This window comes from Pseudofrankia coriaricola, assembly GCF_032027725.1.
Taxonomy (GTDB): Bacteria; Actinomycetota; Actinomycetes; order Frankiales; family Frankiaceae; genus Pseudofrankia.
The window spans coordinates 24256-38416 of the sequence record NZ_JASNFO010000122.1; the positions used below are offsets into that span (position 1 = coordinate 24256).

General features: G+C 68.0%; 11 protein-coding genes and 1 pseudogene. 3 read left to right on the plus strand and 9 right to left on the minus strand.

The genetic code is table 11. From position 1 onward, the window contains the following. The first annotated feature begins 1 nt into the window (after position 1). Positions 2–334, plus strand: coding sequence for a DUF2218 domain-containing protein (locus QOZ89_RS42430; RefSeq protein ID WP_071046656.1), 333 nt, complete (start codon positions 2–4; stop codon positions 332–334). 181 nt (positions 335–515) lie between these two features. On the opposite strand, the gene QOZ89_RS42435 is transcribed toward QOZ89_RS42430, so the two are convergent. From QOZ89_RS42435 to QOZ89_RS42460, 6 genes are all read right to left on the minus strand, one after another. Further along, complete coding sequence (locus QOZ89_RS42435) at positions 516–1184, minus strand: hypothetical protein (RefSeq protein ID WP_312629856.1); 669 nt, start codon at positions 1182–1184, stop codon at positions 516–518. Then, positions 1181–4363 carry a CHAT domain-containing protein gene (locus QOZ89_RS42440; protein WP_071050066.1) on the minus strand — a complete coding sequence of 1061 codons (3183 nt, stop codon included), beginning with the start codon at positions 4361–4363 and terminating at the stop codon, positions 1181–1183. The genes QOZ89_RS42435 and QOZ89_RS42440 overlap by 4 nt, the downstream gene beginning before the upstream one ends. A gap of 254 nt (positions 4364–4617) precedes the next feature. Then, a complete protein-coding gene (locus QOZ89_RS42445; protein WP_131804068.1) occupies positions 4618–4818 on the minus strand; it encodes a hypothetical protein in 201 nt (66 codons plus the stop codon). 57 nt (positions 4819–4875) lie between these two features. Beyond that, positions 4876–5547, minus strand: coding sequence for a hypothetical protein (locus QOZ89_RS42450; protein WP_312629857.1), 672 nt, complete (start codon positions 5545–5547; stop codon positions 4876–4878). A gap of 474 nt (positions 5548–6021) precedes the next feature. Next, on the minus strand, positions 6022–7575 hold the full coding sequence (locus QOZ89_RS42455; RefSeq protein ID WP_312629858.1) for a tyrosine-type recombinase/integrase: 1554 nt from the start codon (positions 7573–7575) through the stop codon (positions 6022–6024). Further along, positions 7572–7934, minus strand: coding sequence for a helix-turn-helix transcriptional regulator (locus tag QOZ89_RS42460; protein ID WP_312629859.1), 363 nt, complete (start codon positions 7932–7934; stop codon positions 7572–7574). Before QOZ89_RS42460 ends, QOZ89_RS42455 begins: the two co-directional genes overlap by 4 nt. A gap of 718 nt (positions 7935–8652) precedes the next feature. On the opposite strand from QOZ89_RS42460, the gene QOZ89_RS42465 reads away from it, so the two are divergent. Next, the gene (locus tag QOZ89_RS42465) at positions 8653–9198 is read left to right on the plus strand and encodes an AlbA family DNA-binding domain-containing protein (protein WP_312629860.1); all 546 of its coding nucleotides are present in this window, start codon (positions 8653–8655) and stop codon (positions 9196–9198) included. Positions 9199–9228: 30 nt separating this feature from the next. Here QOZ89_RS42465 and QOZ89_RS42470 read toward each other — a convergent pair whose 3' ends face one another. From QOZ89_RS42470 to QOZ89_RS42480, 3 genes are all read right to left on the minus strand, one after another. Continuing rightward, complete coding sequence (locus tag QOZ89_RS42470; protein ID WP_312629861.1) at positions 9229–9690, minus strand: hypothetical protein; 462 nt, start codon at positions 9688–9690, stop codon at positions 9229–9231. A 967-nt stretch (positions 9691–10657) separates the two neighbouring features. Beyond that, positions 10658–11755 carry an integrase core domain-containing protein gene (locus QOZ89_RS42475; RefSeq protein WP_312629862.1) on the minus strand — a complete coding sequence of 366 codons (1098 nt, stop codon included), beginning with the start codon at positions 11753–11755 and terminating at the stop codon, positions 10658–10660. Positions 11756–12019: 264 nt separating this feature from the next. Next, a complete protein-coding gene (locus QOZ89_RS42480) occupies positions 12020–12907 on the minus strand; it encodes an arginase family protein (protein WP_312629863.1) in 888 nt (295 codons plus the stop codon). Positions 12908–13153: 246 nt separating this feature from the next. Here QOZ89_RS42480 and QOZ89_RS42485 point away from each other — a divergent pair. Beyond that, positions 13154–13697: pseudogene (locus QOZ89_RS42485) on the plus strand (helix-turn-helix domain-containing protein); the annotation flags it as partial. Between the last annotated feature and the right edge of the window lie 464 nt (positions 13698–14161).

Sequence of the window (14161 nt, forward strand, 5' to 3'; positions counted from 1 at the left end):
CATGCCCACCGCCGACGCGCGCATCGCCACGGACCGGGCGCCCCGTTACCTCACCCAGCTATGCGGCCACCTCGACGCGATCCACAACCGCCACCAGGCACGCCACAGCGGCCATGACATGCCGCGGATCCAGACCGTGACCCAGACCGGAAACATCGGCCTGCTCGAGTTCGACCGCGGAACCTGCCGGCTCGAGGCCACCGACAACGCCCTCGTCCTGTCAGCCGACGCCGCGGACACAGAGAGCCTCGAACAGATCAAGATGGCACTCACCCGCCGCCTGGAGACCATCGGCGGCAGAGAAGGACTCAGACTGACCTGGCTGGCGGACTAACCCCCGCCGGATCGCTCCGTCGGCGCTCACCGCATCTGGCCCTACGAGCTAGTTCCCGGGCTTCGTTCTGGTCCCCGTGGGTCTCCGGGCTGAATTCGCGTGCACTGGACGACCATCTGCATCGGGTGCCACGTCAGGGACCGGCGTCGGACAGGTCGGCGATCAGTCCCGTGGGGCCGGCTCACCCCGCCAGCACGATGGCGTGCGGCGACGGTGCTAGTCGTGCCCGGTAGCGGCGGACGCCCCAGCTGCGGTGCTCCAGCTCTGCCGCCATTAGCATCTCCGCCGTGTTGACCCGGTCGGGCGCGAGTTCCACCAGCGCGGCCACCGGGTGGTCTCCGACCAGCGGGAATCGCTTGACCCGGCGGAACTCCCACTGAGGGTTTGGCTGGGACGCGCCGTGACCCCGGACGATCCACTCTTCCCTCGCCGGACTGGCGCCCGGTGGTTTCTCCACGCCCACGTTCAGAATGCCTGCCTTGACTGTGAAGCTTAGGCCCGTGCCGGGGGTGGCGACCGGGCGGGTGCGCTCGCCGGGGTCGATCAGGCGCGCGATCGGCTGTACCTCGCGGTCCGGAGTGGACAGTGCGACGCCCAGGGAGGCATGGCGGAATGCACCTTTGCTCTCCTGGGTCTCAGGTCGGAACGAGCACACCATCAGCAGTTGCCGGAATTCTCGGTAGGGCGTGGACCTTATGTAGGATGGCCAGTCCGCTGGCGCGCCCGCGTGGTCGGCGGGGAGCAGGTCCCAGCCGAATGTGAACCTGCCGCGCAGCGGTCCGTCGTCCGCCGGACTACCGAGCGTGCGCTCGGGCACTAGTTCGACGTCGTGCAACCGGATTTCGGTCATGGGGCGGCTCCTTTGCTCCTACCGCGCAGGTAGGTGAACGCTCCCCAGTCACGATGGTGGGGATACTCGGCGCGAGTGGCGAGTTGGGCGTCGCGGAAGGCTTGCTCCGGATCCGCGCCGTGCACGATCCGAAGGTGCATGTGGTTGTAGAAGTACGTGGCTGGTTCCGGGCGCACGGGCCACAGGCATCCGACGACGGCCTGCGCTCCGGCGGTGATCAGCGCCGACGGGATGCCACGAATGTTGTCCCCGCGGTCGAATCGGCCGAGCGCTGACCCACAGGCGGCGAGCGTGACCAGGCGAACGCCGCGCAGGTCGACTTCCAGGAAGTCATAGGCGAATAGCCGGCCGTCGTCGTCGCGATCTGGGGTGAGGTAGAGGCAGTGCATCCACGGAGCGTCTTGGTCCAACGTTCCGTGTACGGCGACGTGGACGACGTCCGCCGTCGACAGTTCGGCGAGCAGCCTGTCCCGAGTGGCCGCGGGCCCGATGGCGGCGTCCGCGCCGACCGCCTCGGCGACCTTCCGCGCGTGCTCTTCCAGTGCCGGTTCGGCGTAGAGGCCGTAGGGTATGCCACCGGCGGCGGAGGCCAGCACCGCGGTGCGCCGCGGCCGTACAGGGCCCTCGACGGGCGTCAGGGCTTCGAGGCCGGCGATGGTAGTGACCGTCCAGTCGTCGGCGATCATTCGGCTGCCCATGCGGCACAGCGGTATCGGCAGGTAATGCAGCGCGCCGTGCGGCCAGGCCAGGATGCGGTCCTTGCCCTGGGCACGCCACTCGGCCCACCAGTCGTCGGGGCCGAGCGGCAGATCGCCCGACGCCAGCAGCCGGCGGCCCTCCGGCGTCACGTCGGCGAACAGCGGGTCACGTTCGACCTCCGCGCGAATCGCCTCGACCCGATCCGCCTCCGGGTGCCGGTCGTTGTTTTCGTCCGCGCCGTCGCCGAGGTATACGACGAGCTTCCGGCCCTGCCTGGTGACCGCGAACAGCACGGCCGCGCCGCTCACAGCCGCAGGCAGGAACCAGGTCAGCAGCACAGTTCGGTCGTCCAGCAGTTCGTGGGAATTCGCCCAGAGGTGCCGGTCGTCGACGAACGGCGTCGAGCGGCGCTGCAGCTCCTTGTCGATGAACGACGAGATGCGCCACCGCAGGTTCCGGGCGACCTGCGTGTCGTCGTGGCCGCCGGGACGTTGGTCGGCGTCCAGTACGGTCAGCAGGTTCGGCGACGCGCCACTGGAGGCAGCGGGCTGCTCCCAGTCGCGTAGCCTGCCGATGAAGTGCTGAATGTACAGGGGCAGCACGAGCGGACCGTCGATTCGCCACCACGCGCCCAGCTGCGATCCCTTGCCCGCCTGATGCAGTCCGAGCATCAGCGCCATCGGCAGCGTCTCGCTCTCCGCGGCGAGCTGCCAGACCGCTGTGTGAACGAGATCGCGCAGCACCTCGCTGAGTTCGGGCGCGCCGCTCGTGTCGAAGTTCGGCAGGTCCACGATGATGGCATACAGCGCTCCCCTGAGTTCCTCTCCGCGGAGGTCACCCAAGTGCTGCACGAATAGGACCAGGCTCGCCCGCGCCAGTTCCTCGAAGCCGAGCGAGGCGTAGCCGAGTGCCGAGTACGTGTAGTAGCCCCATGGGAACGGGACAGGACCGGCGGCCGGCTCACCCGCCTCGGCCGCCTGGTGATACAGGTCCGCCCTCAGCAGCCGGAATTCCTCGCTCAGGTCGTCGATCACCTGCTGCAGGAGGGCCAGCCCCAGCACCGGCTGTCGCCGGTCGCGGGCGTGTGCGGCCGTGTGCAGCAGCGCCGCCGACCGCTGCGCGGGTGTCCATGACTCCGGGAACGACACCGCGAGCGCTTGGTCGGGACCAGGGCAGTCGATGGGGTCGTCGGGCAGGACGTGGAGCCGCGCCTCGGTCAACTGCCTGCGGTGGGCCGAGTCCCACCGGACGTCGAGTTGCTCTGCCCAGTCAAGCGCGGTGCGCAACAGCGGACGGTCGGCGCGCTCCCGGGCCAGGTTGACGCCCTGGCTGATAACCTTCGCCGTTAAGATCCTGCCGTGGGCGGCGACGAAGTTTGCCAAGGGCGCCCCGAACACCGCCGTGACCAGTTCGTCGACCGTCTCCGCGGGAACCCCATCCACCACCCTGAGTAGAAACAAAGCGAGATCCGACTCCCCGAGGGCGAAGGAGCCGAGTAGTGCCGAGAACGCGGCCTTGGCGGCGTCCCGGTGAACTCCCCGCTCGTCTGCGAGGATCTGCGCCAACAAAGCGAGAAACCGGGGCCTCCGCGTCCCGCCGGCCAGCTTCAGCGCTCGCGCCACCAGGTGTCCGGCCTCAGCCACAAGGCGGGGGGACTCGGCCTGGAAGGGCTCCTCGTCGGTGAACCACGTGCGATACAGGTCCGCCGTGCATCGGGCGAGCCAGGTGGTCTGAGCCTCGCGGGCATAGTCGTCGGCGGCGAAGTTCTCTGGTCCCCGGATAGCCATCCGCAACCGTGCGACGGCCAGCAGCGCCGCCTCCAGTTCGGCGGGGTCGCTCAGGCCATCGATCAGCCTTGTTGCGACCACGTCGGACTCCTCGAACACCGCTCGCTCGCATCGCTCCGCCAGCAGCGGGATGGCCGACTCGACGGTACGGAGTGCCGCGACCCGCCAAGCGGCCTCCATCCCGTAAGCGTCCGCGACCTCGGCTATCAGTCGCCAGTAGACGTACATGAACTCGACCAGGCCGTAGTGGACGAGGAACTCGTCCCGCAACAGCAGGTCCACCATCGTCTCGGCCCACGTGGTGGACACCGCGTCGTGCTCCGCCAGGGCATCCTGGACCCACTCCATGTCGCGCGCCCGCCGCTTCGCCTCCTCCAACGACAGGATCCGGTCGCACACGAACTGCGCCAGCTCCATCAGATCGCCGACGGGGTCGATGTCGATGAGCAACGCGACCGGCGGCTCGTCGTCCTCCTGGCCCGACTCGCCGAAGGGCACAGGGCCGGCGCACACCATCCCCTGTCGCATTTCCACGGCGAGCGTGCGGAGCGGATCGTCCGTGGCGGGTAGCACGTGGGAGACGACCAGCATGACCGAGCCGGAGCCGTCTGCCGTCTCCCGCCAGAGCGGCGGGACTTCCAGGTCGAGGTCCCGCGCGAGGTGCTCACCATCGGGGCAGCGGACGGACAGCACGCCTGCGTTGTCCCACGTGACACACCAAAAGGGATCGACAGGGCGGCCGAAGGGCAGTTCATTCAGCGAATGGAGCACAGGGAGGCCCCATGCGCGCGCGCGGGCGAACAGGCTGCCTCCCGCCCCAACACTCGTGGTGAACGGGCTGATGCCTGCCAGCCCGACCGCCAGGCAAGCCTCTCGGACACCATCCACCTCCACCGTGAACGCGTACCCAGTAATGCTCCGCGACAGCCGCACGCTGATCCCTCACGTCAACCGGTCATGGACGGGTTCAACAGTGACACAGACACTGGTCGGACTTGCTCGCTTTCTGGACGTCCGACCTGCACCCCTTCACTCGCGGCCTGCGCAACGACCACGACGCCGTCCTCGCCGACTTCACCGGGCCCCACAGCTCCGGCGATGTCGAAGGCAACGTCAACCGCATCAAAATGATCAAAAAGCAGATGCATCGGCGGTCCTCGGGTGTGGCGGGGGCATTGACTGAGCGGCCGGCGGCCACGCTGGGCTCATTCGAGGACTGCGGTGGCGATCTCAAATCCGGCGAAGCCGGTGAGCCACTCGATGGGCTGAGTTGCAAACGGATCGTCGACGTGCTTCACCAGCAGTTCGACCATATCCGCAGGGAGTGGTCTGGCTGAGCGGATCTCCAAGGAGTCGTTCTGGTTCGAGAACCAGTTTGTCCACTCGTCGAAGTCCCAATCGAGCTGGCTTTCCAGAGCTGCTTTCGTTTCGTGCAGGGTTGTTCGCCGGTGCGCAAGCCGTGCGCCCGCCTCGTCGTCCGTAGGTGGGGGAGTGAACGCGTCCCTCAGCCACCCGGGAGGCTCGCCCAGGGTGTCTGCCAGGCTTGCGGATCCTCTCGATCTGCGGAGGAGGTCAAGGACCGTCAGCAGGTTCGGTCGAGCGTCGGCTGACGGCAGGTGATCTTTGCTGTCCTGGCTGTGGAGGAGTGCTCGCGCCGTGGGGTGGGCGGTGGTCCGGGCCCTGCGGCCACGGCCTCGGGGATGCGCTGCTGGTCGGAGGCCGGCGAGGATGCGGTCGGTTCGGTTGACGACGAGCATGCGGATGGACGAGGCGGCAGGTTCCTGCCGGAGTTCTCGGCCGTGGAGGCGGTCGTCGCTGTGGCCCGTTTCGTAGTCGGTCTGCTGACCGCTACCGCTGATGACCGCGGGCTGCGACATCCGGCATCCGAGGAGACGGCGGAGCGCCGTCGCGACGCGCCGGTGCGGCGACGCGCGTGTCTCGCTCCAGACGGCGCGGACCTTGCCCGCCAACGTCGCTGTGGACCATGCGTGGACTCGATCTTGTGGAGCGGCGCGCCACGGTTAGTGTCCGCTAACCGCGCTTCAGCGAATGTGCACGCCGGAGATGGCCCGGGCGATGACGAGGCGCTGGATCTCGGACGTGCCCTCGAAGATCGTATAAATGTTTCGTGATGAAGGTGAGGTTGCGGACTGTAGTGGAGGTTGGGGGTCTCGGCTGACCGGTGTGAGCACTGGTTTCTCTTTCCCTCTAGCCGATCTGCTGGGCGCCGGGGTCTGGCCGGGGTGGGCCGGTGTGACGGAGCGCGTCCGGCTCTGTCTGGCGGTCTCCGGTGGGTTCCGGGGGTGTGTGCACAATACGTGCATTTGATCATGGTGGTGTCTGGGTTGGTGTCAGAGGCCTAGGCCGTCTTCGCTCGGGTCAGGGGCCAGGGTCTGTGTGGTCGGGTCGGGTGCCGGGGTCTGTGTGGCTGGGTCGGGGGTGTCTGGGGCCTCGGTGGCGAACGATGCATCGATCAGCCGGAGTGCGTGCTGTTCTTGGCCGACGATGCACTTCGCGTAGACCGTGAGCAGGACCCGGACGCTGTGGCCGGCCCATTCGGCGACCTGGGTGGCTGGGACGCCCGCGTTCAGCCAGCGCGATACGGCGGCGTGCCGTAGGTCGTAGGGGCGCCGGGCGAGCGGGCTGGCCGCTTCGGCTGGAGTCAGTGCCTGTGTTCTGGCCGTACGCCACACCTCGAGATGGCGGATTGTCTTGATCGGTCCGTCCAGGCGTGTGCGGAACAGGCGGCCGTCCGGTGCCGTCCCGAACCGTTCGATGTGGCGGCGCAGGAGTGCGACCAGTTCCGGGTGGAGCGGCACGTGCCGGACGACCCCCTTCTCGCGATGCTTGAGTTGGCGGGCTCGTCGGGGGCCTTCGGGGTCGTCGGACCAGCGGGGGGAGATCTCGGGGTTGTTGTCGGTGAGTGTCACCTCGCCCCAGCCGGTCTGGGGCAGGGAGAGCTGGCTGATGTTGAGTTCGTTCGCTTCGCCGGGTCTTGCCGCGGCGTAGTAGATGGAGGCGTAGAACGCCTCCAGCTCTGGGGCTCGCTGTGCGACCGCGGCGAGCAGGCGGGTTGCGCGGACGTGGTCGACGACCACGCGGCGGTCGACGGCTGTCACCTTGCTGGGCGGTGTCCACTGCGCGCCTGGCAGCGGGTCAGTGTCCAGGTCGCCTCGGGCGAGGGCGAATCTCACCACCTGGCCAAAGAGGATCAGGCGCGCGGTCACCGTGTTGGGTGCGGCCGGTTTCCCGTCCAGCCGGCGGGACAGCGCGGTCAGGGCGGCGCGTGTCACCTCGATGTCGGTGAGATCCAGGATCGGTCGGCTGTGGCGTTCCATCCAGGCGAGAACCGCCACCCACCCCGGGGGTGGCTCGTTTTCGACGCGGCGGCCGTCGGGACGGAGGGTCGTGCGTGTCCCGGTGACGAACACCCAACCCACCAGTGCTTCGCGTACCAGTTCGGCGATCGTGGCTGGCGCCGGTTCGTCGAACAGGGCTGGAGTGATGACGCTGAGTTGGCTGGCGATCGCCCGGCGGGTGCTTGGAGCCTGGTTCTCGGCCCACTTGGTATCGGCGAAGTCCCGGGCGACTGTGAGCCAGGTGCGTTGCGGTGCCGGTTCCGGTGTGTTCAGGGCGTGCCATTCGGAGATCGGCAGCCCGGAGACGATTTCGAACGCCTCGCCCTTGCGTACTGCGGTGAGGATCTCGGCGCGGCGCGACTCGGCTGCTGTCTTGGACGGGAAGTTGCGGCTGTTTCTGGTCGGTCGGCCGGCGACCTGCCAGCGGACCTGCCACGTCGATCGACCTTTTCCTTTTACTTCCAGGAGTGAATAGACGCGGACGTCGAAGGTGGTTCGTGGTCCTGTGTCGTCGGGCGGGGCGCCGCCGGCGTGGGAGCGGGTCATCGGGCGGCCGGGTCGCGGGTCAGGCTGTCGAGCCAGTCGTTGAGGTCATCGCGGGTGACTCGGATCTGGCCGTTCGGCAGCTTGATGACCTTAGGGCCCTTGCCTTTGAGCTGCCAGTCACTCCAGGTTGAGCGCGGCAGGGGCCCGTGCGGGCCGCCGAGCTCGGCGAGTACCTGGTCGAGGGTCAGAAGGACGCGCTGATCGTTCCGTGCCGTTGTCTTCCGCGCCGCTGTGGGCTTGGCTGACTTTCCTGTCGGTTCGTGTCGGGCTTGGTGTGCAGGACCTCTGGCGTTCATGGCACGGAGATTCCGCGTCGATGTCACCGCGCCGGCCACCGTAACGGCCACCGCGAAGGACATCGCGACAGCAACCGGACGGAAAGCGGTATGCTGGTCAGATGTGGAAGCGCCACTGACTATGTTGGCGCGAGCAGCGCAGCCCGGGTTGGGCGGTGAACCAATGGGCTGACAACATCGGCGCCGGCATCGCTGTGGGAATCACCGCAAAGGGTGCTGTCCCCTGCGCAGTAAAACGGGCCGGAGGTTGGAAGCCCGGATCCCGGGTTGGGTCGGTGTCAGGAAGGCCGGGGCGCGGCAGGTCGGGACCGTCGTTCGCCGCCGTGGCCGGACTGGTGGCTCTGGTCGCCGACGGCGCCGTCAGGGACTCGAACCCTGAACTCGCCGGTTAAAAGCCACCCGAATCGTATGTCGCGCCGTGTCGTCAAGATCCGCCTTGGGTCAGAAAATTCAATGAGCGCAGAGGTTTTCGCGGGCCGCCGTGCCGCTCGATGCCGTCTTGATCCGGCCCGTGCCGGCGCTTCCGCGACCACACGCCGACCACAATGATCTTGCTCCGGGTGGCTGGTTGAGCCGCAGGTCTGATGGTTTCGGCCGCGGGTCTACTTGTGTCGCTGACTACGCACGGTGAGACGTTCGGTGCTCGGTACTGACCCAAGTCCCAGACGGCATGCTGCAGGATGACGCCGGCCTAACCCGCGATGGCCTCGGCTCCGTCGACCGGGCCGCGTCGGATAACCCGCTCATATGCCGCTGTCCAGCGAGGGGCCATGATCGACCTATGGCGCTCCTCCGCTCTCGCAGGCTTGAGACCATCTTCGGGAAGACGGCTGACGCCCTGACCTACGCCGATGTCGCCCAGCTCGTTGATGGTGCGGTGCCAGAGGCCGACGATCTCGACTACAAGCGCGACGTATACGGCCTCAAGGCACAGGACCGTCTGAAGCTGGCGGGCGACGTTGCAGCGATGGCAAACAGCCGCGGTGGGCTGGTCATCCTCGGGATGGAGGAGGATGCTCTCGCCCGGGCGGCAAAAGCGGTCGGCGTCGAGGCCGCCTACCATGAGATCAGCCGGATGCGGCAGATCATCAACTCGCTCGTAGCGCCGATTCCTCGGTATCAGATCTACGCACTGGAGGACCCGGATCGCCTCGGTACCGGTTTCCTCCTCCTTGAGGTTCCCGCGAGCAGTGCGGGGCCGCACGCCGTGGTCGTCAACCAGATCTCGTTGCGCTACCCGAGACGGTCCGGCAGCACGACCGCGTACCGGTCACAGCACCAGGTCGAGTCTGCTTATTTCGCGAAATACCTCCACGTCACAGGATGAACGCAAGGTGCGACAGAACTCGTCGGACCATCACAGGCCAGCGTCAGCTGGGCGTTCCTGCTCTCTCCGCCCGGCCGCGTCGAGGCGACTGGTCGCGCGGTCGGTGTGGGCCCAGAGCTGGACCCGGGGCCAGGGCAGGCGCAGGGGGCCGTGGGTGGTGGAGATCGCTGCCCATAGCTGACTGACGGGGGCCTCGTCGCGGTACTCGCCGATGAGTTCGTGGACCTTGCCCAGGTCGGGGATGTCGCCGAGGGCGCAGCGCAGGATGGCCCGGTGGGTGCTGGACGGGGTGCCGCCGCCGTAGCCGTAGCCGTAGCCGAAGGCCTCCCTGCTGCTACGGGGTGGGAGCGGGACAGGGTCGACGCGCATGCGGCCGTCGTCGGTGGGGGTGAGCGCCAGCATGGCGGCGGCGCTGCCGGTGTCGTCGGCGGCGAGCACGGTCTTGCTGGTCCAGGTCGCGACCTTCTCCAGGGAGGCAGGCCATTCGGCCATGCACCACAGTTCCCGGAGCCGAGTTCGGCGACGAGTACGTAATGACCGTCGGGGTCGCGGTAGATCTCGCGGACCTGGTCGGGTTCGACGGTGTCTAGGAGACGGCGGATCCGGCGCAGCCGCCGCACAGGTTGGTGGTCGGTGACGGCGGTCAGGGTCCGACACCAGGTGTCGACCACGGGTCCTTCCCACGGCGCGTGGAGGGTGACGGGCCGGTCGTCGGCGACGGACACGAAGCCGGTGTTCAGGTCGCTGAGCGCCCCGCTGCTCTTGGCGGCCTGGCGTAGCTGCGCTTCCAGCAGGGTGACGGCCTCGGCATAGGCGTCGCCGCGGGGATCGTCGCAGTCCAGTTCGCCCTCGACGGCACGCAGCTCGGTGAGCTCGGCCGCGATGAGCCGGGGTGTCGGTGACCAGGGTGGCGCCGGTGAGGCGCTGTTCGAGGTCGACGGGCGGGGCAGGCTGGGCGGGCCGGCAGACCAGGTACCAGCCGTCCCCCGAGTCCGGGAATCGCCCGTGCGCGGCCCGTAGCGCGCGCAGCCCGTCGGCGGCGTCGACCGCCAGCGCGGCGAACGCGGCCGGGAACTCCGCCGGCATCCCGGCCTTGATCGCCTCGTCGAGGCGCCGCTCGGCCGCCGGCCACGAGGTGACCGTGTCGGGGACGGTGAACGTGCGGTCGTAGGAGAGGGTCTGTGTTGCGTTGGCCGAGGTCTCGGTGCCCTCCAGCCAGAGCGGCACCGGCCGGCCGACGACCTTCGCGATGTCGGCTAGGTCCATCTGCCCGGACCACACGGCTTTCGGCTCGACCGGGGTGGCAGGGGCTGGGTCACGCTGGAACCAGCGACGCAGACCGCCGACCCGCGCGGGCTCGTCCCCGGTATCAGCTTTGGTGGTGAGCCGGTACACGTAGGCGAACGGCTCGGCGGAGAGCCGGTGGCCCTGTACTTGCCGAAAATTACGTCCGGGCAGGTCAGGCTGCGTGTTCGTACTCGTGCAGGATGCCGCCGAGCTGGTCGCGTCGGTGGATGTCGAGGTGGGTGAGCTGGTCCGGATTGGTGATCGGTTCGGGCAGCGGCCGGAGTGGTCTGGCGTTCGCGATGCCTTGATGGGGTCGATGCGTGTTGTAGAAAGCCTCGTAGGCGCGCAGGGCGTGTAGGAGGTGGCGCTGGTTGTAGATCAGGGTGCGGTCGAGGAGTTCCCGGCGGCAGGTTCGTACCCACCGTTCCATGACCGCGTTCATCCGTGGGGTCCGAACTCCGCTGCGGACGATCGTGATCCCGGCGTCGGCGAGGATGACGTCGAACAGAGCCGGGTACTTACCGTCGCGGTCGCGGATGAGGTAACGAGCAGTGGATCCGGCGTCGTTCAGGTCCATGGCGAGGTTGCGGGCGGCCTGGGTGACCCAGGCGGCGGTGGGGTGCGCGGTGACGCCCAGGATCCGGATCCGGCGGGTGGAGTGTTCGATCACCGCGAGGATGTACAGGCGCGCTCCGGTGAGGGTCACGGTCTCGAGGAAGTCGGCGGCGAGGATCGCGTGGGCCTGGGAGCGGAGGAAGTCGGTCCAGGTGGTCGCGGTGCGGTCAGGTGCTGGATCGATGCCCGCGTCGCGCAGGATCTCCCAGACTGTGGATGGGGCTACTTTGATGCCGAGGGTCAGGAGTTCGCCGTGGATCCTTCGGTAGCCCCAGCTGCTGTTCTCCTTGGCCAGGCGCAGCACCAGGAGACGGATTGAGGCCACGGTGCGGGGCCGGCCACGCCGGCGGGGACGGGAGATGGCGGCGTGGTGGCGGGTGATCAGGTCGCGGTGCCAGCGCAGGAAAGTTTCCGGGCGCACCAGAAGCCGCAGGCCGTGCAAGGTTGGCCGGGGCAGCGGACGCAGGAGTGCGGCGAGCAGGGCGCGGTCGGCGGGCTGGAACCGGATCCGTTGACCGTCGAGCTGGCGTTGAAGCACGGCGATCTGGTGGCGCAGGGTGAGGATCTCGATGTCCTTGTCACGGTCGCCGTAGGGCAGCAGGCGTAGCAGGGCGAACGCGTTCGTGACACCGAGGTAGGTCAACCGAAGCACCATGAGGTGGCATCCTCGCGCAGCCACCGGCCCCGACGGCTGCGGCCACCCTGACCAGGGCGGATGGCATTATCGGCATGCACACCCTTCCGGTGAACGATGCCGATGACCACCTGATCGGTTCTTGGGTTTCTCGAGCTTCACCCGTCATCCACACCAAGATGTCCGATTCTTCCTGTATGGGGAACGAAGATCCCCGCCAACACGTGTGGACCCAAAACCGCCTACGAGATCCTCGACAGCATCGCCGCATTTTGTCAACGAACTTCAAGCGCGCCAGTTGGCGAATGCCTTGACCAGGGCATCGGTTAGCTGTTGCCCGCCGTGCAGGTCGGGATCCCGGTCGGGGTCGTAGATGGTCACGTCCACCCCCACCACCTGGGGGGAGGCGAGCAGGCGACGCACCACCGTGACGAGCTCGTCGAAGGTCAGACCGTCGGGTTCAGGGCTGTCCACCGCCCGCAGAAGCTCGCCGTCGATGACGTCAGCGTCGATGTGGACCCAGAATCCGTCCAGCTCAGCGTGCTCCAGGAGCCGGAGCGCCTGGTCGGCCGCCAAGAGCGGATCCCGGCTGACCGTGGGCGCGTCGATCAGGTGCAGGCCGGCTGCGGCGGCTTCCCCGGCGTACTCATCGCCAGGTCGTAGGCCGACCACGATGGTGTCGCTGGGGCGCAGGTAAGGTCGCGTGCCGTCCAGCTCGGCCAGCAGCCCGCCAACGCCGGTGACCAGAGCCAGGCTTTCGCCACCGGCGGCGCCCACGTCGGGGCCGTCATGCCGGTAGTCCAAGCCATCGAGGTACACCAAGCCAAAGCGGCCTCGACGGTGCAGTGCGAGGGCGACACCGACCACGATGCTGCAGTCGCCGCCCAGCACGACCGGGAGGTCGTCACGCTCCAGGATCGCGGTGACGCGGTCGGCCACCTGCCGGGAGTAGGCGGCGATGGCGGCTTCGTTGCGCACGGTCCCCGGGGTCCAGTCGGGCAGGTAGCGCGGTGGGGTCACTACCCCGGCGTCGATTGCGCCCAGCCGGCTGAGCAGGCCCAGATCGCGGAAGACTCCTGGCGCCTTGTAGCAGCCCGGCACGGCCCCCGGCTCAGGCGGGCGCAGCCCAAGATTGGATGGGGCGTCCAGCAGGGCCGGGTTTCGGGTCGTCATCGCTTTACTCCGGGATAGGTGCTGACCATGGTGTTGAAATAGCCCTCGGGTGCTTCTTCCAGGTACTCCATCAGCCCGCGAAGGCGCTCCCGCGTACCGGCCGTACGCCGCCGCCTCGTCATCCGTCAGGAACTCCACCGGCATACGCCGCAATCTAGGACAACCCACCTGTGGGGTGCCACAAGTCAGCCTGAGGCCGTGACCTGCAGTGATGCGATGGTCCGGCCGGCGGCATGATGGTCGGCTGTGGCCGTACGTCTGCTCTACCTGTTCTTCGTGCAGGTGTGTCGGTGGCTGGTGCTACTGGGTCGTTCGTCGGCGTCCAAGGACGTCGAGCTGCTCGTTCTTCGGCACGAGGTCGCCGTGCTGCGCCGTACCCAGCCCAAGCCACGGTGGACTGGGCGGACCGGGCCGTGCTCGCCGCGCTGATCCGGCTCCTGCCGCAACGGCTTCGCCTGCACCGGCTGATCACCCCTGGCACCGTTCTTCGCTGGCATCGCCGCCTCGTCGCCAAGAAGTGGACCCACGCGCACCGGACCGGACGGCCACCACTCGACCCGCAGACCGCCACGCTGATCGAACGACTCGCGACCGAGAACAGGACCTGGGGGTACAAGCGCATCCAAGGTGAGCTGCTCAAACTCGGCTACCGCGTCGGCGCCTCCACCATCCGCCGCGTCCTGAAGTCGGTCGGGCTGCCTCCCGCTCCTGCGCGGCAGACCGACACGACCTGGCGGCACTTCCTGCGCACCAGGCCTCCACGATGCTGGCTGTCGACTTTTTCCACGTCGTGCGACGCGAAGTCGCAATGTGTGAGTGAGCCGAACGAAAGGAGGGTCGACGTGGTCGACGATTCGGCTCCGGGCTAGTGCTCACAGCCCGTCCCCGCCTCTGGCATGCGTCGTGTGTGCATTCCATGCACGGGGTGTGAAGCCCGGAGGGAAGCCCAAGGGCCGGTGATCCATCCACGGGCTACAGGCAAGGGGAAGACCGGAAGGGTGAATAAGGTGAATCCTTGATGGAAGCCCCGTTAAGAAAGAACGCCGACGATGGGACGCTGGTTCGGCGGTTAGGGCCTGCCGTTGGGAAGCGGCGGTGGCAGCTGGGGGGATGTGCCTGGCTGTGCGGGTACCACGGCCCCGGGGTACAGAGGACACCCGACACCGGCCGTATCTCACACGTGCGGAACACGGAAACCGTGCGCCACGAGGCGCCATGGCACCAAGTGGAGGTGGAAGACCTCGCCGCTGGGCT

Coding starts and splice junctions, on each gene's coding strand:
- QOZ89_RS42435 (WP_312629856.1), bottom strand. CDS start 1,184: ATGACCGAAATCCGGTTGCACGACGTCGAACTAGTGCCCGAGCGCACG.
- QOZ89_RS42455 (WP_312629858.1), bottom strand. CDS start 7,575: ATGACCCGCTCCCACGCCGGCGGCGCCCCGCCCGACGACACAGGACCA.
- QOZ89_RS42445 (WP_131804068.1), bottom strand. CDS start 4,818: ATGCATCTGCTTTTTGATCATTTTGATGCGGTTGACGTTGCCTTCGAC.
- QOZ89_RS42470 (WP_312629861.1), bottom strand. CDS start 9,690: ATGGCCGAATGGCCTGCCTCCCTGGAGAAGGTCGCGACCTGGACCAGC.
- QOZ89_RS42430 (WP_071046656.1), top strand. CDS start 2: ATGCCCACCGCCGACGCGCGCATCGCCACGGACCGGGCGCCCCGTTAC.
- QOZ89_RS42480 (WP_312629863.1), bottom strand. CDS start 12,907: ATGACGACCCGAAACCCGGCCCTGCTGGACGCCCCATCCAATCTTGGG.
- QOZ89_RS42460 (WP_312629859.1), bottom strand. CDS start 7,934: ATGTCCTTCGCGGTGGCCGTTACGGTGGCCGGCGCGGTGACATCGACG.
- QOZ89_RS42450 (WP_312629857.1), bottom strand. CDS start 5,547: ATGTCGCAGCCCGCGGTCATCAGCGGTAGCGGTCAGCAGACCGACTAC.
- QOZ89_RS42475 (WP_312629862.1), bottom strand. CDS start 11,755: ATGGTGCTTCGGTTGACCTACCTCGGTGTCACGAACGCGTTCGCCCTG.
- QOZ89_RS42465 (WP_312629860.1), top strand. CDS start 8,653: ATGGCGCTCCTCCGCTCTCGCAGGCTTGAGACCATCTTCGGGAAGACG.